The sequence below is a fragment of the Dolichospermum lemmermannii CS-548 genome (assembly GCF_028330815.1).
Classification (GTDB): Bacteria; Cyanobacteriota; Cyanobacteriia; order Cyanobacteriales; family Nostocaceae; genus Dolichospermum; species Dolichospermum lemmermannii.
The window spans coordinates 1-20,323 of record NZ_JAQMTJ010000164.1; the positions used below are offsets into that span (position 1 = coordinate 1).

Genomic DNA, 20,323 nt, shown 5'->3' on the forward strand with positions numbered 1-20,323 from the left:
AGTAGAACGGCTTGAATAATTCAAAGTTTGTAGTGAGGAATTTATTCCTCATTTGAGGGCTGAAGCCCTCACTACGAAATCATCTCCAGATTTTTTACATTACTTAATATACTTTGATTTATTTTCGTCTACTTACTTAAATGTTGAATTATGATGATTAGAGCCAGTAAAAGTAAATAAGTATGATAGAAAGTTTTAATATACAACCCAGTTGCCATAACGTAATTATCGTATTAGTAGAACCAGCCGGACCATTGAATATAGGTTCAGTGGCCAGAGTTATGAAAAATTTTGGCTTATCTAAACTAATATTAGTCAATCCTCAATGCGATCGCACATCCTCTGATGCTATAAAAATGGCAGTTCGTGGCAAAGACATTTTAGAATCTGCGATCATAGTAGATACATTACCAGCAGCATTACAGGGCTGTGTCCGTGCCATTGCAACCATGGGACGGGACTACAGTGGAGAAATTCCTCTAGAAACCCCTCGCACCGCTTTACCCTGGTTATTAGCAGCAGCAGAAAAGCCTGTAGCTTTAATTTTTGGCAGGGAAGATAGGGGATTAACTAATGAAGAATTAAATTATGCCCACAAATTAGTTTTTATTCCCACTAATCCAGAATATCCATCTTTGAATTTAGCTACTGCGGTTTCTATTTGTTGTTATGAATTGTCACAATCTACAGACTTATTTATAGATGAGAATATACCTGTTTCAGAAATTGCCCCGTTAGATGCGATGGAGGCATACTATCAACAATTGGAATCTTTATTGCTGTCCATTGGTTATCTTTATCCTCATACCGCAGCTAGTCGCATGGAAAAATTCCGCTACCTGTATAATCGTGCTTATCCACAAACTGCGGAAGTGAGAATGTTAAGGGGGATTTTACGACAGATAGAATGGGCAATTAACAGGCAAAAACCTGAAAAACGTGATTTATTATAGTTAGGATTTTGCAAAGTGCGCCCTGCTGGAATCGAACCAGCCTGAAGACGAATTATGAGTTCGTTGCCTCCCCAATCGGCCAAAGGCGCTTATTTACTTGGATTTTAACCCTGTAGTTTTAGTTTAGTCATTGATTTATGACTTCACTTCAACAACAATACACTATTCTACCATAATTTGGCAACCTGTAAACAATTATCAACAAAACCACTAATTTCACTAAATCTAGTGTTCGGCGAATATTTCTGGTAATTCTGTTTATTGACACCCCCCGGTCTAAAGACACGGGGAGTGTCAAACTAACGCTACTTGAATTCTGGCATAAACTTTTACAGCTTTCCCATTTTTAAACTGTGGATTTTTGACCTTTATGGCATTCAAGGCATTAAATTTTACATTTCTTATTATTTGTTGACACTTGTCGGATGATTTTAATCATTCCATTCACCACGAGGGGGAACGGGTGTGCGTAGGGGTGTACGTGTTAACTCATCATCTCTGGTGAAATCACCGCGTAACCATTGACGGATAGCCACTTCAATCACTTTACTGGGGTCATTAGTGAGATGTTGGATTTGCTCTATTAATTCAGAATCTAGATGCAGAGCGATTTCTGTCTTGTCAGCGCGTTTATTATCTGCACCGTTAGGTTGTTCTTGCATATTCATCGTTTTAAATACTCTGAAATAGTTTAATTGAAAGCGTTGTCAAGCAGTTATGATATTTATAATTTCAGTCTATTTAATTGTAAGCTGCTGAGTCATCAACACTAGGAATTATAAATAGACTTTACACCCTTTCCAGGTAAGCGTAAAGCTCAGTTGCTTAAGTCCTAGTATACAAGCAAAACTTCTACGTAGTTGAGTAACTACTCTGAGACAAGTGGATTGGTGTTAAAATGGATTCAGGATAATTATAAACAACAAGGTATAAAATCTTTGGCAATGTCGGCTTTAGGTTGTGGACTTGGTAATTTACAATGGCAAGATGTTGGACCATTGATGTGCAAGTTTTTAAAAGAGTTAGATATTCAAGTTTGTATATACTTACCCACTGATGGAAAAATCGCTGATGAATTTCTGACAAAAGAATTCTTGCTTTCATTAAAATGAATAAAACATTTAATAATTCATGTGCAATATACATTTTTACTAAATTATGAAAACTTACGACTGGATTATTATTGGTGCGGGAATTACTGGGGCTGCACTTGCTTATGAATTAACAAAAATTGGATTTTCTGTACTTTTGTTGGAACAATACCAAACACCCCAAAATGCTACCCGTTATAGTTATGGTGGCATTAGTTTTTGGTCAGCAACAACAGCAATTACAAAACAATTATCTAGAGAAGGGTTAACCCGTCATCGGATATTATCAGAAGAATTAAATGCAGATACTCAATTTCGGGAATTAAATTTATTAATGACTATTTCCGTAGATATTAATCCCGAAACAATGGCTAAATCTTATCAAGATGTTGTTATTCCTCCGCATTTAATTAGTATTCAAGAAGCTTGTGAATTAGAACCTTTTTTAAACCCCGAAGCTATATCTGGTGCATTAACTGTTAAACATGGTCATGTTCACCCAGAAAAAACTACCCAAGCTTACATTCAAGCAATGGTAAATTTAGGAGGAGAAATCCAATTTGGGGAATTTAGAGAATTAGTAACTACTTCTATGAAAAAATGTACAGGTGTGAAAACAAATACTAATACTTTTCATAGTGATAATGTTGTGATTTGTGCTGGGGGAATTACTCGTAAACTACTAAAATCAATGGGTATTGCTGCGAAAATATATTTTTCTCATGCAGAAATCATTGAAATACCATCTACAGATATTCAATTACATAGCTTAGTATCACCCGCAAATTTGCAAAGATATGAACTAGAAGCAGAATCTACTCAAATTGATGAATTATGGGATAATCCGAATCATGAAATAGTATCACCAATTTTAGATGCTGGTGTGGTGCAATTTCTGGACGGGAGTTTACGCATAGGTCAAATTAGCCGGGTTTTAACAAATCCGCAAGCGGAAATTAACTCAACAGCAAGTGAACAATGGTTACGAGAAAGTATTACGAACATATTACCAAGTTTAGGAAATTTACCAGGAACATGGCATCATTGTTTAGTGGCATTTACTCAGGATAAATTGCCTTTAATTGGTGCTATTTCTGAATTTTCAGGACTACATATATTTTCCGGTTTTAGTAGTCCTTTTCTCCTTGTACCACCTTTAGCAGTCCGGTTTGCTAATTTTGTATCTGGTCAAGAAGATGAGATAATTAAACAGATGTCTCCTGACCGTTAGCATTATCTGTATCTGATTTCATGAGTTTAGCAGCTTCTTGTAATAGTGCTTTTTGTTCGTTGTGAATAACTTCTAAACGCTGGGAAATTTCAGCTAACCGTTGCTGTTTACTTTGAATTTTCCCAATGCCGAAAATTCCCACTTTAGGAAATGTTATCCAAAGAGATTTTAATAATTTTTGTAGTAATATAAAAGGAATTTTTAAAATTGACCAACTGGCAGTTTCTATGATTCTAACAATTGCTTTAATGATACTCCAAATCACTGCAATTGTAAATAATAAAATTATTCCACCCCTGACAGGGTGATTTATTCCCCATGTGAATATTTCTAATACTTGGAAAAACCAGGGATATTGTGATAAAAAATCATGCACAGATGTATTAATAGTTTTTTGAATTACTCCTGATGTATTATTAGTAATTCTCTCGACATTGTGCCAATTATTTTCTAAATAATCTTTAGTATTATCAGTTGTTTTTGTCGCTTGTTGTTGTATAGATTGAGTGAAAGAATCTAAATTTTGATTAATACCATTTTTCAATATTTGCCAACGTTGAGTAACTGTTGCTGATAAGTTTGAATTTAGCTGCATAATCTTCAAATATCTTAATTAAATTCAGATCCCCGACTTCTCAAAGAAGTTGGGGATCTCATATAATTACTAATTAGCAAATAAGTCCAAATCTGTTACTGCACCCACACTACTGGAAGCTACAAGTTTGGCATATTTTGCCAGTACCCCTTTCGTATATCTGGGTGGAAGTGGTTGCCAATTTGCGCGACGAGTAGCTAATTCTGCTGCTGATACATTCAGTTGCAACAACCGGGCATTGGCATCTATGGTAATGCTATCACCTTCTACTACTAAGGCGATGTTACCACCTACAGCCGCTTCTGGGGCAACGTGACCGACTACCATGCCGTAAGTACCACCGGAGAAGCGTCCGTCGGTAATTAAGCCTACAGAGTCACCTAAACCAGCCCCAATAATAGCGGAGGTGGGGGCTAACATTTCTCTCATACCGGGTCCGCCTTTTGGTCCTTCGTAGCGGATAACGATAACATCCCCAGCTTGGATTTTTTTGGCGAGAATTGCCTCTAAACAGGATTCTTCCGATTCAAATACTCTCGCGGGTCCTGTAATTACAGGCTTTTTGACTCCGGTAATTTTGGCTACTGACCCTTCTATGGCCAGGTTGCCTTTGAGAATGGCTAGGTGTCCTTGGGCATACATAGGGTTATGCCAAGGACGAATTACGTCTTGGTCTGTCCGTGGTTCTGCGGGGATATCTGCTAAGACTTCGGCGACTGTTTGCCCGGAAATGGTGATACAATCACCATGCAGCAAGCCATGGGCTAATAGCATTTTCATGACTTGGGGAATACCACCGGCTTTGTGTAGGTCGGTGGCTACATATCTACCACTGGGTTTTAAATCACAGATGACGGGAACACGACCGCGAATGGTTTCAAAGTCGTCTAAAATTAGTTCAACACCAGCAGCGCGGGCGATCGCTAGAAAATGTAATACTGCATTAGTAGAACCACCCACAGCCATAATCACGGAAATGGCGTTTTCTATGGATTTGCGGGTGATAATTTGCCGAGGTAATATTTGTTTTCGTATAGCTTCAACGAGGACAACGGCTGATTTTTCGGTGCTGTCGGCTTTTTCTGGATCTTCAGCAGCCATGGTGGAGGAGTAGGGTAAACTCATGCCCATGGCTTCAAAAGCTGAAGACATGGTATTGGCTGTAAACATCCCTCCACATGAACCCGCACCGGGGCAAGCACCGCGTTCAACTGCTAACAGTTCATTTTCGTCAATTTTACCAGCACTGTATTGACCAACGGCTTCAAAGGAACTGACAACGGTTAGATCTTTACCCTCATAGTGTCCGGGTTTGATTGTACCACCGTAAACAAAGATAGCAGGGATATTCATCCGCGCCATGGCTAACATTGCCCCTGGCATATTTTTGTCACAGCCACCAATTGCTAATACACCGTCCATACTTTGCCCAGTACAGACTGTTTCTATGGAATCAGCGATAACTTCCCGTGAAACGAGGGAGTATTTCATCCCTTCTGTTCCCATGGAAATGCCGTCACTAATGGTAATTGTCCCGAAAACTTGGGGCATTGCACCAGCGGTTTTAATCGCGGTTTGCGCCCTTTGTGCCAGTTCATTTATCCCCATGTTACAAGGGGTAATGGTGCTATAGGCATTGGCTACACCGACAATGGCTTTGTTAAAATCTGCATCTTCAAAACCTACAGCCCTAAGCATGGCGCGATTAGGCGATCTTTGTACCCCTTGTGTGATAGCTTTACTTCTAAGATTTTCTGACATTTATCTTTTTCCCTTCTGTGCCATTATTGCTTCTTAGTTAGTATCCTAAGTTAAGACGAAGCTGCATAGAACAAGATTTTCATAATCATTAACCGCAGATAATGATAGATTAATGAACTGGGTATTAGAAGGGCAAAAATTGTAATAAGACTGAACCTAGACTACCCGCAAAATCCATAAAGCTAGGTTTACCTGTATTCACTGTTTCTGTGTAAGGGGTTTTTAATTCTAAAATAAATGCTTTGGCTGTTTGTGTTCCTTCACTATTCTTTTCTTTTTCAAATAGTTCTATTGCTTTTTGGGCATCTTCTAAAGCGTTTTTTCTATCTAAACTTTGGTAACTAGCGACACCACGGGCTAAATATGCCCCAGCATAGTCTGGTTTAAGTGCGATCGCTTGGCTAAAATAATCAATAGCTGGTTTAAGATTCCCCTTTTCTGCTGCTGCTACACCCCAAGCATAAAAATCTTCTGATTTAGCAATTTGCGAAGGTATTCCTACCGCACCTTGAAAATTTGTACCTGTAATATTCGCACCTTTCAATTCAGCATTCATTAAATAAGTATCTCTTAAATCAGCACCGCTTAAATTTGCACCGCTAAGTTTAGCCTCACTTAAATTTACACCAAATAAACTCGCACCGCTTAAATTTGCACCCCGCAAATCCGCACCAGCCAAATTTGCCCGACTTAAATTCGCACCCGCAAGATTTGCACCGTTTAAATTTGCCCCAGCTAAATCAGCCATTACTAACCCAGCATTACCAAGAAGACATTTTGGACATTGTTTATTTGCCAATAACTGCCTAATATCCTCATAACTTGCAGCTTGAACTGCACCTGATAAGCTGACTGTGAGTAAAAATACAGATGTTGCCAAAATTTTACTGTTCATAATTTATTTTTGTATTCACTCAAGTTTCTAGTTGTTGTCAGTTGTCAGTTGTTAGTAGGGGCGAAGCATTTGGAAGATAAATTATCAGTCATTGCCAAAAATAGTTCTCCAAATGCTTCGCCCGTACAGTTGTCAGTTGTCAGTAGGGGCGAAGCATTTGCAAGATAAATTATCAGTCATTGCCAAAAATATTTCTCCAAATGCTTCGCCCGTACAGTTGTTGGTTGTCAGTAGGGGCGAAGCATTTGGAAGATAAATTATCAGTCATTGCCAAAAATATTTCTCCAAATGCTTCGCCCGTACAGTTGTTGGTTGTTAGTAGGGGCGAAGCATTTGGAAGATAAATTATCAGTCATTGCCAAAAATATTTCTCCAAATGCTTCGCCCGTACAGTTGTCAGTTGTTAGTTGTCAGTGGTTGTTAGTAATTATTTCCCCCTGCCTCTGCCCTTTACTCAGCCAAATTTAAACCAATAATACCGATAATTATAAAAGACATAGAGATAATTTTTACCAGCGTAAAAGACTCATGAAACCAAATCACGCTAATAGTAGCAATTATCAGAGTACCAAAACCTGCCCAAATAGAATAAACTATACTCACCGGAATTGTCCTCAGAGAAAGAGTTAAAAACGTTAAGCAAAGTCCATAAAATACAAAAATAAAAATTGAGGGGATAATTTTGGTAAATTCTTCTGACAGTTTCATACAAGTTGTACCAGAAACTTCAAAAATAATTGCTGCTATCAGATAAAGCCAACTGATTAACATAACTGTTATAGCACTCCTATTCGATTGGGATATTTACTGATAAATTTTGTCCAGAATTAAATTCTATGTAAACTTTAATTTAAAAAATGTATATTAACTAAAGGCATTATTTCAGAAACTTGAAATAATTGCTGTTTTATCCGCTACTTGATAAAATCACATTGCTAGTGCTATACCTTGAAAAAAAATGTTCAAAATTTTGACTCATTTCCGAAATTTAGCAATTGTTAGCTTAATCGGCTTGATATTAACCTGGTCACTTCCTGTCCAAGCTGATACCAAAATCAACCCCCAACTAGAACAACAAGTTTTAGAAATTATCCGCAAAAATCCCGAAATCATTATTAAATCTGTAGAAATATACCAGCAGCAACAGCAAGAGAAACTACAACAATCACGACAAAAATTTATCAATGATTTTCAAACAAATCCTCAATCTGTAATTGGTGATTCTCCCACAATTGGTGCAACCAAATCAAAAACCGTATTGATAGAATTTTCAGATTTTGAATGTCCTTATTGTGCCGAAGCCCATCAAACACTCAAAGATTTATTGGCAAAATATCCAAATAAATTCACCTTAGTTTATAAGCATTTTCCCCTTTATCAAATTCATGATCAAGCATTACCCGCAGCTACAGTAGCTTGGGCAGCATATCAACAAGGTAAGTTTTGGGAATATCATGATGCCTTGTTTACCAACCAAAAACAATTGGGTGAGACTTTATATTTAGACACTGCTAAAAAGCTCAATTTAAACCTCACAAAATTTGGCAATGATCGCAAATTAGCTAATAAATCCATCCAAAAAGACCTATTATTAGCCCAACAATTAGGATTGGGTGGCACACCATCTTTTATTATGACCAGTCCAAATTTTTCTGGACCAGTGAAACTCACAGAAGTGGAAGAAATATTGCAAGGTAAACAATAAAATCTGATGGTTAAGCAATAATTTATACCAGTTTTATGGTTGTTGCCAATAAATCTGCACCTTTAGCTAGAGGTGGCACGTATTGGTTAACTGTTCTAATTGCAATAAGTGTAAGGAGTAGTCTTATGAGAAGTGATGAGGATAACTTTTCGCTTCTCAATTCCTATTTTATTGAAGAAGGGGTTATATCGAAAAATAGAACTTACAATCAGGATTTATGGTTGTACCACTTAACTTCTACATCCAAGGTCAAGGATTTCCCATCCTTGGTTTACATGGTCATCCTGGTTCGGGACGTAGCCTCTCTATCTTTACCAATCATCTATCAAAACGCTACCAAACCATTGCCCCAGATTTGCGTGGATATGGCAAAAGTCGGTTTCAGGGCAAATTTGAGATGCAAGACCATTTGGACGACCTAGAAGCCCTATTAGACCAATTGAAAATAGAAAAATGTTTATTATTGGGATGGTCGCTAGGAGGCATTTTAGCCATGGAACTGGCCATGCGCCTACCGCAACGGGTGACAGGCTTGATTTTAGTAGCCACAGCCGCTAGACCTTGGGGCAATCATCCCCGAATTTCTTGGCAAGACAATATTTATACAGGCATTGCTGGTATATTGAACTATATAAAACCCAGTTGGCAATGGAATATTGATACTTTCGGCAAGCGATCGCTCTTTCGCTACTTAATTCAACAACACACATCCACAGCATACAATTACATAGCTAGGGATGCCCTACCAGCCTACTTACAAACCTCATCAGCAGCTACAAACGCCCTCTACAGTGCCATGAGAGCAGGTTATAATCGCACCCCCGACCTTTGGCAAATCCAATGTCCTAGCCTAGTGCTTGCTGGTGAACAAGACCGCCACATTACCGCTGATGCCAGTTTAGAAACAGCCCGACACATCAAAAACTCTCAATGGCAATGTTACCCCAACACAGCCCACCTCTTTCCTTGGGAAATACCCCAACAGTTATTAGGAGACATTGATAGTTGGTTAGTAACCAACCCCCAAATAATCGAAGTTTAAATTAGCCATAGTTCGTTCCCAGGATTAGCCCAGGAACGATAACAGCCTCTGGAATTGTTGATTAGACTAAATTTGACCGCTAAAGACAGGCTTTACTTTACGGTCAATCCATTCCCCCAAATCTTCAGCAATTGTTAAAACAGTAGGTTTACAGCGTTTGATATTCACTATAATTCCCTGCGCTCCTTCAATTTCCAAATCTTCTATATAGCCATTGCTGGCTTTAGTAGCTTCCACAGAACTGAAAAATGGACCAAAGTAGTATGTACAACTGGGATTTTGTGTGACAATTTCTACCCACCAAGCAAGGCCGAGTCCATTGAATGTATTAATCAACCCCTCTTGGAAGTTATGCCAAATCGTTTTCATGGTTTTCGCCGATTTATAAACGTGTGACTGGATGTGTGAAAATAGGTTGGATTTATTGTCTTTTACATTGTTTATATTCACTGATTTCGTGGATATTTGTCTACGAAATCAGTAACTGTACTATTGTTTTTTCAAAGCAATTGTCTGTAGTTTATCAAGATACAGTGTATTTTGAGATTTTTGGCGATAAATTTCGTAAAGTGCCATACCAGTTGCCACCGAAGCATTGAGGCTAGGAGTCTTGCCCTGTAAGGGAATGGACACCAAAACATCACAAGAACGTTGTGTCAACATCCCCAGACCTTCGCCTTCACCACCCACGACTAAAACCACAGGTCCGCTAAACTTAACACTTTGTAATGGTTCGCTACCTGTAACCGCAGTTCCATAAATCCAAAAGCCTTCTTCTTTTAACTGTTCTAAAGCGCGACCAAGGTTGACAACTCTAGATACAGGAAAGGTTTCTAATGCCCCTGCTGCGACTTTCATCACCGTAGAAGTAATTCCCGCTGCCCTTCTTTGAGGAATCACCAAACCGTGAGCGCCAATCGCTTCTGCTGTGCGAATAATTGCACCTAAATTGTGGGGATCAGTAATACCATCAGCAACTACAATTACAGGATCAGTCACAGCTTTAGCGTTGCTAATCAGATCCTCTAGTTCAATATAAGAATAAGGAGCAATTTGAGCCGCTATTCCTTGGTGATTTGCCCGACCAGTAATTTGGTCTAACCGCATTGGTTCAACTTCATCAATAACTGCGCCATTATCTTTGGCTTGCAAAATCAAATGATGAAATCTGGGATCATAACGGAGACGAGTAGTAATCCAAAGACGGTTGATACTGTGTTCATTTTCCAAGGCAGTCAAAACTGGATGACGACCATAGATTAGATCAGTTTCTTCTGTGGGTGTGATTTCTGAGGATTGCTCGGAAAATTGGGAAGAGGGACGATATCTAGCAGTGAAGGATTTACCGCCCGTTGGTAATGCGATTTCTGAAGATTGTTCAGAACCGTAGCGAGATGTGCGGGGTTTCACGGAAAATGACTTACTTTCTCTGTCTACTCTCACTTCTGAAGATTGTTCAGAACCGTAGCGAGATGTGCGGGGTTTCACGGAAAATGACTTACTTTCTCTGTCTACTCTCACTTCTGGGGATTGTTCAGAACCGTAGCGAGAGCGAGGTTTAGCAGAATAGGATTTACCTTCTCTATCTACTCTCACTTCTGGGGATTGTTCAGAACCGTAGCGAGATGTGCGAGGTTTAGCAGAATAAGATTTACCTTCTCTATCTACTTTCACTTCTGGGGATTGTTCAGAACCGTAGCGAGAGCGAGGTTTAGCAGAAATGGGTTTACCATCACTTTTGCCTTGATTACGGCTAGGTTGAGGGACAACGCGTTTGCCCTTGATTTTCACTGGCTGACCACGTTTTGGTTGTCCGCCAGAATTACTTTTCTTTGGTTGACTTGTCATAACAGTATTGAGGTTTGATTTAAATGAGGGAACAGCCCGATGACATCAATTTAATGAACAATTACAAATCAGTAACAATCGCCAGATGTAGCTTCTCACTATTTCTCTAGGGGAAGTTTTTGTAATAGCTCGGTTAAACGGGGGTAATCAGTAAGATATAAGTAGCCAACTAGGGTTTCTAAACTAGTTGCCTGTTGATAAATTTCGGGATTCAGTCGTTTATGACGACTCGTAGCAGAGTTACGACCTCTGCGAACAATTTCTAATTCGTTACTCCTCAAGTAAGGAGTTAACATTCGCAAATGTAGCGCTTGTGTTTCTGCTCTTACCTGATCCACGACGGAACGATGGTAGTTGTCTAGTCGTTGTTGTGGCCACAGATAAAACATTCTAACATATAATTCATAAATTGCATCCCCCAAGTAGGCTAAAGCTGAAGGAGATATCTGTTTTATTTGGGCTGGGGATATTTGCTGGGGCAGTTGCGTCGCATTTACCAACCACGGGAAAATATCTGATGAATGCTGTGTAGCGGTTTCATCTTCTTCGTGTTCGCCTGTTTCCTCCTTGGACTTCACAGATTAATCATTCCTTAAAAAAGCACTACATCGGGAGACAATTTTTGCCGGCATTATCTAAAACAACTTAAATTATATTTAACTCTCAACATAATACATTAAATAAGGGTTATTCCCTGATATAACAGTATGCACTTAAAAGACTTTCAACTCCATTCCCTACTATATCCAAAAATTAGGCTATCCAGATTTGACATCGGACAGCCTAATTTAGATTTTCCATTTAAGCAATCAAGCCGCAGAGGGGATGTTTTCTAGGGCTGCTTCAACTGTAAGTTGTAAGGAGAGAAATTTTTCTAAACGAACAAGCTTAACCGTTTGGGTTACACGGGCATTACTGACAATTTGGAAACTGCCTTCACCATCTGGTTCAGGTTTAGCCAGTTTGGCTAGTCTTACGAGCGCACCTAAGCCAGAACTGTCCACAAAGTCGATCTGTGAAAGATCCAAAATGATGTTTTTTGGACCGTCCTCAATTTTACTGCCGATTACTTTAATGAATGTTGGCTCAGAGAAAGCGTCTAATAAACCTGTGAGGCGGAATAGCTGACAGCTATCGCGGACTTCGCGTGTACCTCTCAGGCTCACGGTTAGATTCAGTGGTTCAGCTATGATTTTCTCCTCGTTCTTTTTACTAAAAGTAAACGTTCTAGTGTAGATGGTTTTTGAGCAATTTGTCTATGTTGGGGACTGGCAAAAATTTTTACTAATTACCAATATCCATCATGACGTTTTTATCCTCAAGTTAGGCGATTGCGCCTTGACGTGCTGCTTGCATTTTTAGTACAAACTGCTCAAACAAGTAATCAGCATCATGGGGTCCAGGACTGGCTTCTGGGTGATACTGAACAGAAAACACAGGTAGGGTCTTGTGACGGACTCCAGCTACTGTCAGATCATTGAGGTTCAAGTGGCTGACCTCGACTGTAGCAGTTGGTAAGGAGTCTGGATCAAGAGCAAAACTGTGATTTTGGCTGGTAATTTCCACTCTTGTTTGTAAACCAGCAGGTTGATTTAAACCCCGATGTCCAAATTTTAGTTTAAATGTTTCTGCACCGAGAGCATGACCTAAAATTTGGTGTCCCATACAAATGCCAAATATGGGTTTTTGGCTGTCTAGTAAGGCTCTTGTGGTGTTGATACCTTCTGTGACGGCGGCGGGGTCTCCTGGTCCGTTGGAGAGGAAAATACCATCTGGATTGTATTTGAGAATTTCTTCTGGTTGTGTATCGGCAGGAACAACTATGACGCGACATCCATAACTGGCTAGACGACGCAAGATATTCCGCTTGACACCAAAGTCTAGGGCGACGACGGTGAAGGTTTCGCCAATTTTAGCCACTGCTGCGGAATTGAATTCCCAAGGGGCTGTTGTGGCTTCCAGCCATTCGTAAACGGTTGGTGTGGTGACATCTTTGACTAGGTTTAAGCCTGTCATGTTGGGAGCAGCTTGTACCATTTCTAACAATTCTGCTTCGTCGAGAATTGCTGTGGAAATGCCGCCATTCATCGCCCCAAAGGTGCGAATTTTCCGGGTGAGGGCGCGGGTATCTATGCCGTAAATAGCTGGAATTTGGTGCTGTTGGAGGTAGTTGGGGAGGGATTGGGTGGAACGCCAATTGCTGGGTTTATGACAAATATTCCGAGCGATCGCTCCCTTAACATGAGGTTGATTTGATTCTTCGTCTTCGGGATTAATGCCAGTGTTACCTAATTCGGGATAGGTAAAAATGACAATTTGACCACAGTAACTAGGATCGGTTAATACTTCTTGATATCCGGTCATACCAGTGTTGAACACGATTTCGCCAATGGCAGTTCCTGTCGCTCCGAAAGACCAACCGCGATAAATAGAGCCATCTGCTAGGACAAGTAGAGCAGGTATTGCGTCAGATAGGGGCATAGATTATTTGTAATTAGTAATTGGAGAGAAAAAAGGGTTTTATATCTTCTATAAATTATTTTTTTAGAAGACAGCACAGGTATATCTTCTCATGGTTTATGAAGGTGGAGAATCTACATCTACAATATTCATTTCTTCTATAATTGCAAATTGCTCTTTCAATTCCTGATCGCTAGGTCTTTTCGGATATTCTTCATGGGTATAAACCCATATAGGATAGACAGAACAAGAAGCTTGATGAACAACATACATAAATCTGCCTTGACGAGAAGCACCTTGAAGTTCCGGCATTAAAAACCGAATTTTTCTAAATTCAAAATCTGGTTTGTAAGCACCCTTAGGAAAATTCTCGCTATCTGATTCATCAAAAAGCGGATCTTTTGCAAGAGTCTCTATATACTTTTGTATCAAAGTCTCAAATGAATCTCTAGCTCTTTTATTTTTTTTGTAGTGAGTTTTAACAAGTTTAACAAGACTAATCTCAAACTTCGGCAATGGCCTTATCGAATATATTTCGCAACCAGGCACTACTATCCTCCGGCTTTACTTCTGGAATCCGTTCGTAATTTAAACGCAATTCCTCTAAAGTATCAGATAAAACAGCCTGATAGCCGGGATCATCTTGCTCAATACAATCAAGAATTGTATCAACCAAGAAATCAATAGCATCAACACAAGCATCAAAAGATTCTCTTTGGGAGGTAAGATTCAAAAAAAGCAAATAAATTTTTGATTTGAGGATATCCAAAAACCCTGTAGCTTCCTGCGTTGGTTCAATGAAAGAGTAGGCAAAATCTGTTAAGTAATCACGTTGTTCAGAAGAAAAATTGTTCCATTCAGTCTTGATCTCTCTTGATGCTTTTTTTAAACGTGAAGTAATTTCATCAAATTTTGCAGCAGAAGCAACCTTGTTGCCTCGAACTTGATAAATTTGACCAAAATCAATTAAAACTGCGCTAGACATGGTTAATACCTCTACTCGTATATAAAGGAAAGCCTCTAGCCTTCATCCCTTGTCTAAAGCACAGATGTAGCTTCCTAAGTCAGTTACATCTTCAAGGGTTTTCGGCATTTCCCTTATAATATCTGGTAATGCCAGACAGACAATATATTCATATTGTTGATCGAAAACTCAGAACCTTCCCGTAGTTACTATACAATTTTTCACAAAAAAAATCATATAAATCGTATATATGTATATAAAATCACCAAAAATTCTTCATCAAAACTTTAATTTTAAAATGATTCAATAGTCACGCATCTTTAATTGGGTGGGAGGAGTACACTTGGGAAGAGCAGCCAGGGCGGTTAAAACATTCACTATGCTTCAGTCTTTTTTGTCCCGGACAGCCCTCATTTTTTGTTCCGTTAGTTTAGCGGTTTTGACTGTTGCCTGTGATCAAGATCAGCAGACAACGACAACTGATGAATCTAAGCAATCTTTGTCAACTGGGAGTTTGGCAGCCATCCACTCTCCCCGTCAACGTCAACAATTGTTAGCTAGTCCGAAATCAACGCCACGAGAATCTTCTCCCACCCAATTAAGTCCTTTGGCAATGGCACTAGATAAAGCTGCTGGTGCTAAAAGTATCAGCCAATCTGCTGTGTCTGTGGATGATTGGAATTTGGTAGTGAGTCAGTTGCAAGATGCGATCGCTCTCATGAAGCAAGTCCGCCGTGATAGTGGCAATTTTGCCTTTGCTCAACGCCAAATCGGTGAATATCGCCGTCAAATTGCCTTTGCTCGTCGCAAAGCCTACCCCAAAAATTTAGCATCTTCTTTAACTCAACCGCAATCGGTTGTCATTGATGTTCCTCAGCCACAGAGTCATGGCATAGTTCCCCCCCGTTCCTCTGTCAAAACCCTAAAACCATCCTTATCTAAGCCTAGTTTCCCGTCATCAACTATCCTCCCCCGCAATAATGAGGTATTTATTGCCCCAATTAAGCGGCGAATTGGTGGTACACCAATTATTGAAGTTACTTTCAACGGTACACAGCGATTTGAGATGATTGTGGATACGGGAGCTAGTGGGACTGTAATCACCCAAAAGATAGCAGCGGCTTTAGGAGTGGTAACGGTAGGAAAAGCTAAAGCGAATACGGCCAGCGCTAAGGCTGTGGAATTCCCCATTGGCTATCTTGATTCTATGGAAGTTGGGGGGATGACGGTAAATAAAGTCCCAGTAGCGATCGCTGGGACAGAATTAGACACAGGACTTTTAGGACATGACTTTTTCGGTAATTACGATGTAACTATCAAACGTAACGTTGTGGAATTTCGTCCCCAAGCCCACTCAGAAGCTAATCCCCCAGGAATTCCACTAAATGTGCCAACTTTGTCCAAGGGCTACCGCTTTGTAAAATTTCTTTAGCTAAAGTCACTCCTTGAGCATGATTTAGCCAGGGAACTGCACCTGCTACTTGCAATGCCAGGGAAGCATTTAACGCCACTATATCCTGTTGCGCTTGTGTTCCTTTCCCTTGCAAAACTTCTTGCAGAATCACCGCATTTTCTTGAACGTTACCACCTTTGACGGCGGTAATGGGGGCAGGTGTGACACCGACTTCTTGGGGATCAACAGTAGTTAACAATACTTTACCATCTTTTAAGATCGCCAAATCGGTAATATCGCCTAAACCAGCTTCATCTAATTTTTCTCTCCCATGAAGAACCATTGCTGTTTGTGTCCCCAAGAGATTTAAGGTTTCAGCAACGGTTTCTATCAGTTGAGGATCAAAAACACCAATTACCTGACCGGTGGGATTCAGGGGATTTACCAAAGGTCCAAGTAAATTAAACACAGTCCGCACTTTGAGATTCCGCCGTAATGGGGCAACTGCTTTCAGGGCTGGATGCCAACCAGGGGCAAATAAAAATGTAATTCCTACCTCTTGCACTGCTGCTTGGACTTTTTCACTCGCAGCAGTCAAGTTTACTCCCAGTGCTTCTAAAACATCGGCGCTGCCTGTAAGACTGGAGGCTGAACGACTACCATGTTTAGCGACAGGTACACCAGCAGCAGCCACTACAAAGGCGACAGCGGTGGAAATATTAAAGGTTGATGCTCCATCACCACCTGTACCACAAGTATCAATTAACGGGACAAATGGGGTATGCTCACGTTTGTTTATGGGTACGGAAGACAGGGATTTTAAGACTTCGGCCATTCCTGTTAATTCTTCTGCACAAACGCCTTTGAAGTTTAAGGCCATTAAAATCGCCCCTGATAGTTCTGGGGGAATTGTTTCATTTATCCATCCTTGCATCAATTCTGCGGCTTGAGTGCGGGATAATGATTGACGTTCTAATAATTGTTTGAGTAAGTTAGACCAAATAGTAAAATCCATTGTTCGGGTTTTTTATGATGTTGAATTTGATTTTACCGAAAAATGGCTTTTTGTTTCGCGCTATCGCTGTTAGTGGATATTTTATGGAATGAGAACGAACCGCAGAGGCACAGAGGTCACAGAGGTAGAGAAGGAAGAGATTTTTCGGGTTTTGGTTTTATTTCATAATTACTAATGAATAGTTCTTTACCTTTTTCGGCTTTTTTTTGTTTATAGTTATTCATGCCATATTGTAATTCCCATTCAATGATATTTGCCCATTGAAAATTTTCTCTAATTTCTGGGCAATCATCATAGGTTATTAACCAGTTATGGGGACATTGCTTTAATATTTGTGCAAGTCTTTGATGATCAAATCCTATATGTAAATCTCCTTTTTTACCATACAATTTAGATTTTTCGGCTTTAACATAAGGAGGATCTAAAAATATAAATACGTCTTTTCCTGGTTCATTAATTAGATGACTATAATCTAAGTTGGTGATTTTCACATCTTGTGTTAGTATATGTTCTAATTTTTCCAGTCTATCTATTGATGAGTTAGTAAATCTTTTATGAAAAGATTCTAGGGAGAAACCTCCTGATTCTATAGTTCCCGAAAATGTAATTCTGTTAAGAACAAAAAAGCGCACTGCTCTTTCTAAATCAGATAAGGTGTTAACATCTACATGAGCTAATTTGGCAAAGAGTAATTTTCCATCTTGGGAGGTTTTTTTAATTTGCCAAACTCCGGAAACTAATTTTGATAAATCAGATTTTACAAAATGCCAAAATAGATATAATTCTGGGTTTAAATCGTTAATAGCAATCTGGAGATGAGGAAATTTTTGTTTAAGATAGATGAATACTGAACCACCACCAACAAAGGGTTCTCTAAATTCAGAAAACTTTTTTGGGAGACATTCAGCGATGCTTTTAATTGCTCTTGATTTTCCACCAGGATAACGGAGAGGACTTTTTATCATAACGACATTATATTTTGGAATTACCAGAAACTTGTATTTTTAATTTTTGATTATTTTCTGCTTCTAAAGCCAACTTTCCGATAATCTGTTTTTGCTTTTTAGTAAAAATTGTCTTGTTAGCTTGTAAAAAGTTATCTAGTTCTTCCACTGTTGCATCAGGAAAAATAATAGAACCAACTACATTTTTTCCAGTAAGCTTTAATTTTGTTAGAAAATCAACTGGTTCTCCATTCAGTCTTAAAGAATCTAGGTTGGAAAATAAAATTAACTTAAATAAACCATCTTGAATATCAGGAAGTTTAGGTAAAGATTCTTTTGAAGAATTTTTGGATTCTTGAATTATATAGTCATTATTATAAACAAATATTTCATCAGCAGTCAAGTGATAAACTCCTCCTAAATAATTCTCAATACTAAAAGTTGCTTTTAGTCCATCTTCTAAATATTCCATTTTATGAGAAGTCATAGCTTCTCGTTTACTGGCACTTTGAGAACCTTTAAGAGAAATATTTTTAAATTCTTCAAACTCAAAAATAATTTTTTGTAAATAGTTATCCATGCTTATTCGTGAGTGAATAACTACTCCAGTTTGACTAGCAATAGAATCGTAAGAGTTTAGTGCTTTTTCAAAAATTGATGAAAACCTTTCTTCAAATAAATTTTTATTCCAGTGTAAAGCACTTTGACGATATGCTAGTATTTCGTTAATTTGAGCTTTTACAAATTCATCATTAAACTTTTGATTGGAAAGTTTATCTTTGGTTAGCTGTCCTTTTTTATTACTTTTCTGGGCTGTTTCATAATAAGCAAGCACAATATAAATATTTAGTAAATTCATCCATGAAATTGTGGAGTATTGAATTACATCTCTATCTCCATCTTTACCTTCATCTTTAATTACTGGAATAATAGTAATAATTTTAGATGAATTATATGTAGTATATATTCTCGCAAAAGGATAACTTCTAGTTCTTTTAGGTGAAACCCATTTAGAATAAGCAATCTCAGTTATAGATGACTTTATTAATCCATAACTACTTGCTTGATTGACATCAAAACTATCTATATTAATTTCATTTAATTTTTCACCTAAGCAAGTTTTATAGGTTACGCCTTTAATAAATCCTGTAAAATGTATAATTTCAACCATTAATGCACTCTTCTCTAGTTACTCTTTAGGATATTATATATTTTCATGGCGTATTTACAACAAAATTACCCTTCTTCAAACTTACTACATCAATCTATGAACCGTTCAGCCCCCTATCAACCATTAATATTCAGAATCCTGCATGGTGTCAGCGGGATTTTAGTCATTGGCGCAATTATTAGTGGATTCTTAGTGTACAACACTTTTGATAAAAGATTTGGATATATCCCAATTCCTAAAATCAATCCTATACAGGATATTCATGGGACATTGGCAGTATTTTTCTTGATTTTACTGCCATTTTTTGCTGTTTATAGTTTTCATGCTGGAAAAAGACGACTATTACAACCAGACTCTATCCAAAATTTAACTCAATTTGGTAGACCAATTTGGTGGGTAAGTCTCCAACGTTTAGCAAATACTAAAATGTTACTCGCTGGTGTTTTGGCGGTAGTATCTGGCAGAATGATGAAAGAAGAATGGCTACCTATAGGAGAACTTGATCATAGTTGGTATTATGCTCATTTAATAGCTTGGTTAATCATGATTTGTTGTTTAGCAATTCATGTTTTGATGTCTGCTAAAGTTGGTGGTGTGCCATTATTACTGTCAATATTATCATGGAAATTTCGTCCAGAAGATAGCCCTGCTAACTGGTATGGTCGTTTACTTGCTTGGTTCAATGATTTTTCCAATAATCTTAGAGAAGAAATTAATCAATTTATGGCAGTTGGTTTATTAATGAAAATAATCGAGGTGATTGTATTGGCGGGAATTATCACAGCATTTGTTTTACCTTTGTTTTTTTCTAGTGGTGAATCGTAAAAGGAGTTATTATTCCAGGTTTTAGTAATTTCTTACGAAGATGATTTATTAATAAAAAATTCTGATAATCAATTCTCAAATGAAGAATCTGAAACTTTGAAAAAATTACTAGCACAGATTGATAAATTGAATATTCTCAAATTGAAAACGTTATTTTGTAACCTATTACTTAAATAATAATTTATTATTTAAGTAATAGCAGCTTCTCTATTATCCGAAAACCCCACTTTAAATAAAAAATCACATCCTGTTAATCCTTAAATCCTGGTTATCCTGATTCAGACAGTCTAAGAGGGTGTTTGAAAAGTTATGGTTGATGTATCAAATATTTTTTACCCCACCCTAACCCTCCCCTTGTAAAGGGGAGGGAACTGGATTTTTATTGTTTCCCCCCTTTACAAGGGGGGACTAAGGGGGGTAGCAATGTGAT

The 20,323-nt window shown here is 38.5% G+C and carries 23 protein-coding genes and 1 tRNA gene; 8 read left to right on the forward strand and 16 right to left on the reverse strand.

Features of this window, described 5'->3' with window-relative positions:
* Positions 1-182: 182 nt before the first annotated feature.
* Positions 183-953, forward strand: coding sequence for an RNA methyltransferase (locus PN450_RS10900; protein WP_213717673.1), 771 nt, complete (start codon positions 183-185; stop codon positions 951-953).
* Between the two features lie 16 nt (positions 954-969).
* Here the strand turns inward: PN450_RS10900 and PN450_RS10905 are convergent.
* Both PN450_RS10905 and PN450_RS10910 read right to left on the reverse strand, forming a co-directional pair.
* Positions 970-1,042 (reverse strand) — tRNA-Ile (locus PN450_RS10905).
* A gap of 342 nt (positions 1,043-1,384) precedes the next feature.
* Positions 1,385-1,621, reverse strand: coding sequence for a hypothetical protein (locus PN450_RS10910; RefSeq protein ID WP_015078732.1), 237 nt, complete (start codon positions 1,619-1,621; stop codon positions 1,385-1,387).
* A gap of 192 nt (positions 1,622-1,813) precedes the next feature.
* On the opposite strand from PN450_RS10910, the gene PN450_RS10915 reads away from it, so the two are divergent.
* Positions 1,814-2,065: a macro domain-containing protein gene (locus tag PN450_RS10915; protein WP_148763300.1), complete on the forward strand. Its 252-nt coding sequence runs from the start codon at positions 1,814-1,816 to the stop codon at positions 2,063-2,065.
* A gap of 46 nt (positions 2,066-2,111) precedes the next feature.
* Positions 2,112-3,275 carry an NAD(P)/FAD-dependent oxidoreductase gene (locus PN450_RS10920; protein WP_271836274.1) on the forward strand — a complete coding sequence of 388 codons (1,164 nt, stop codon included), beginning with the start codon at positions 2,112-2,114 and terminating at the stop codon, positions 3,273-3,275.
* Here PN450_RS10920 and PN450_RS10925 read toward each other — a convergent pair.
* The 3 genes from PN450_RS10925 to PN450_RS10935 all read right to left on the reverse strand — a co-directional run bounded on the left by PN450_RS10925 (position 3,250) and on the right by PN450_RS10935 (position 6,526).
* Positions 3,250-3,870 (reverse strand): hypothetical protein, encoded by a 621-nt coding sequence (locus PN450_RS10925; RefSeq protein ID WP_271836275.1) that lies wholly within the window; start codon positions 3,868-3,870, stop codon positions 3,250-3,252. The genes PN450_RS10920 and PN450_RS10925 overlap by 26 nt on opposite strands.
* A gap of 69 nt (positions 3,871-3,939) precedes the next feature.
* The gene (gene ilvD, locus PN450_RS10930) at positions 3,940-5,631 is read right to left on the reverse strand and encodes a dihydroxy-acid dehydratase (protein WP_271823669.1); all 1,692 of its coding nucleotides are present in this window, start codon (positions 5,629-5,631) and stop codon (positions 3,940-3,942) included.
* A 124-nt stretch (positions 5,632-5,755) separates the two neighbouring features.
* Entirely contained in the window at positions 5,756-6,526 is a 771-nt protein-coding gene (locus PN450_RS10935; RefSeq protein WP_271823670.1) for a pentapeptide repeat-containing protein, read from the reverse strand.
* A gap of 312 nt (positions 6,527-6,838) precedes the next feature.
* Between PN450_RS10935 and PN450_RS10940 the strand changes: the two genes are divergently transcribed.
* On the forward strand, positions 6,839-6,994 hold the full coding sequence (locus PN450_RS10940) for a hypothetical protein (RefSeq protein WP_271836276.1): 156 nt from the start codon (positions 6,839-6,841) through the stop codon (positions 6,992-6,994).
* Here the strand turns inward: PN450_RS10940 and PN450_RS10945 are convergent.
* Positions 6,977-7,297, reverse strand: a complete 321-nt coding sequence (locus PN450_RS10945) for a DMT family transporter (RefSeq protein WP_015078726.1) — start codon at positions 7,295-7,297, stop codon at positions 6,977-6,979. The genes PN450_RS10940 and PN450_RS10945 overlap by 18 nt on opposite strands.
* A gap of 187 nt (positions 7,298-7,484) precedes the next feature.
* Between PN450_RS10945 and PN450_RS10950 the strand changes: the two genes are divergently transcribed.
* Both PN450_RS10950 and PN450_RS10955 read left to right on the forward strand, forming a co-directional pair.
* Positions 7,485-8,231 carry a DsbA family protein gene (locus tag PN450_RS10950; RefSeq protein WP_271836277.1) on the forward strand — a complete coding sequence of 249 codons (747 nt, stop codon included), beginning with the start codon at positions 7,485-7,487 and terminating at the stop codon, positions 8,229-8,231.
* A 217-nt stretch (positions 8,232-8,448) separates the two neighbouring features.
* Positions 8,449-9,273, forward strand: coding sequence for an alpha/beta fold hydrolase (locus PN450_RS10955; RefSeq protein ID WP_271836278.1), 825 nt, complete (start codon positions 8,449-8,451; stop codon positions 9,271-9,273).
* Positions 9,274-9,339: 66 nt separating this feature from the next.
* Here the strand turns inward: PN450_RS10955 and PN450_RS10960 are convergent, their stop codons facing one another.
* From PN450_RS10960 to PN450_RS10990, 7 genes are all read right to left on the reverse strand, one after another.
* Positions 9,340-9,642: a DUF1816 domain-containing protein gene (locus PN450_RS10960; protein WP_015078722.1), complete on the reverse strand. Its 303-nt coding sequence runs from the start codon at positions 9,640-9,642 to the stop codon at positions 9,340-9,342.
* A gap of 120 nt (positions 9,643-9,762) precedes the next feature.
* Positions 9,763-10,683, reverse strand: coding sequence for a 23S rRNA (guanosine(2251)-2'-O)-methyltransferase RlmB (gene rlmB / locus PN450_RS10965; protein ID WP_051155230.1), 921 nt, complete (start codon positions 10,681-10,683; stop codon positions 9,763-9,765).
* Between the two features lie 536 nt (positions 10,684-11,219).
* Complete coding sequence (locus PN450_RS10970; protein ID WP_015078720.1) at positions 11,220-11,699, reverse strand: Mini-ribonuclease 3; 480 nt, start codon at positions 11,697-11,699, stop codon at positions 11,220-11,222.
* A 231-nt stretch (positions 11,700-11,930) separates the two neighbouring features.
* Positions 11,931-12,287: an STAS domain-containing protein gene (locus PN450_RS10975; RefSeq protein ID WP_041457647.1), complete on the reverse strand. Its 357-nt coding sequence runs from the start codon at positions 12,285-12,287 to the stop codon at positions 11,931-11,933.
* Positions 12,288-12,444: 157 nt separating this feature from the next.
* A complete protein-coding gene (carA, locus tag PN450_RS10980; protein ID WP_148763321.1) occupies positions 12,445-13,602 on the reverse strand; it encodes a glutamine-hydrolyzing carbamoyl-phosphate synthase small subunit in 1,158 nt (385 codons plus the stop codon).
* Between the two features lie 96 nt (positions 13,603-13,698).
* Positions 13,699-14,097, reverse strand: a complete 399-nt coding sequence (locus PN450_RS10985) for a hypothetical protein (RefSeq protein WP_246863146.1) — start codon at positions 14,095-14,097, stop codon at positions 13,699-13,701.
* Positions 14,084-14,566 (reverse strand): hypothetical protein, encoded by a 483-nt coding sequence (locus PN450_RS10990; RefSeq protein WP_015078716.1) that lies wholly within the window; start codon positions 14,564-14,566, stop codon positions 14,084-14,086. Before PN450_RS10990 ends, PN450_RS10985 begins: the two co-directional genes overlap by 14 nt.
* A 358-nt stretch (positions 14,567-14,924) precedes the next feature.
* On the opposite strand from PN450_RS10990, the gene PN450_RS10995 reads away from it, so the two are divergent.
* Positions 14,925-15,977, forward strand: a complete 1,053-nt coding sequence (locus PN450_RS10995; protein WP_271836280.1) for a retropepsin-like aspartic protease family protein — start codon at positions 14,925-14,927, stop codon at positions 15,975-15,977.
* On the opposite strand, the gene trpD is transcribed toward PN450_RS10995, so the two are convergent.
* The 3 genes from trpD to PN450_RS11010 form a co-directional block, all read right to left on the reverse strand.
* The gene (trpD, locus tag PN450_RS11000; RefSeq protein WP_271836281.1) at positions 15,907-16,953 is read right to left on the reverse strand and encodes an anthranilate phosphoribosyltransferase; all 1,047 of its coding nucleotides are present in this window, start codon (positions 16,951-16,953) and stop codon (positions 15,907-15,909) included. The genes PN450_RS10995 and trpD overlap by 71 nt on opposite strands.
* 116 nt (positions 16,954-17,069) lie before the next feature.
* Entirely contained in the window at positions 17,070-17,918 is an 849-nt protein-coding gene (locus PN450_RS11005; protein ID WP_271836282.1) for a DNA adenine methylase, read from the reverse strand.
* A gap of 7 nt (positions 17,919-17,925) precedes the next feature.
* Entirely contained in the window at positions 17,926-19,068 is a 1,143-nt protein-coding gene (locus PN450_RS11010; RefSeq protein ID WP_213717684.1) for a hypothetical protein, read from the reverse strand.
* Between the two features lie 96 nt (positions 19,069-19,164).
* On the opposite strand from PN450_RS11010, the gene PN450_RS11015 reads away from it, so the two are divergent.
* A complete protein-coding gene (locus PN450_RS11015) occupies positions 19,165-19,893 on the forward strand; it encodes a cytochrome b/b6 domain-containing protein (RefSeq protein WP_271836284.1) in 729 nt (242 codons plus the stop codon).
* The last annotated feature ends 430 nt before the right edge of the window (positions 19,894-20,323 follow it).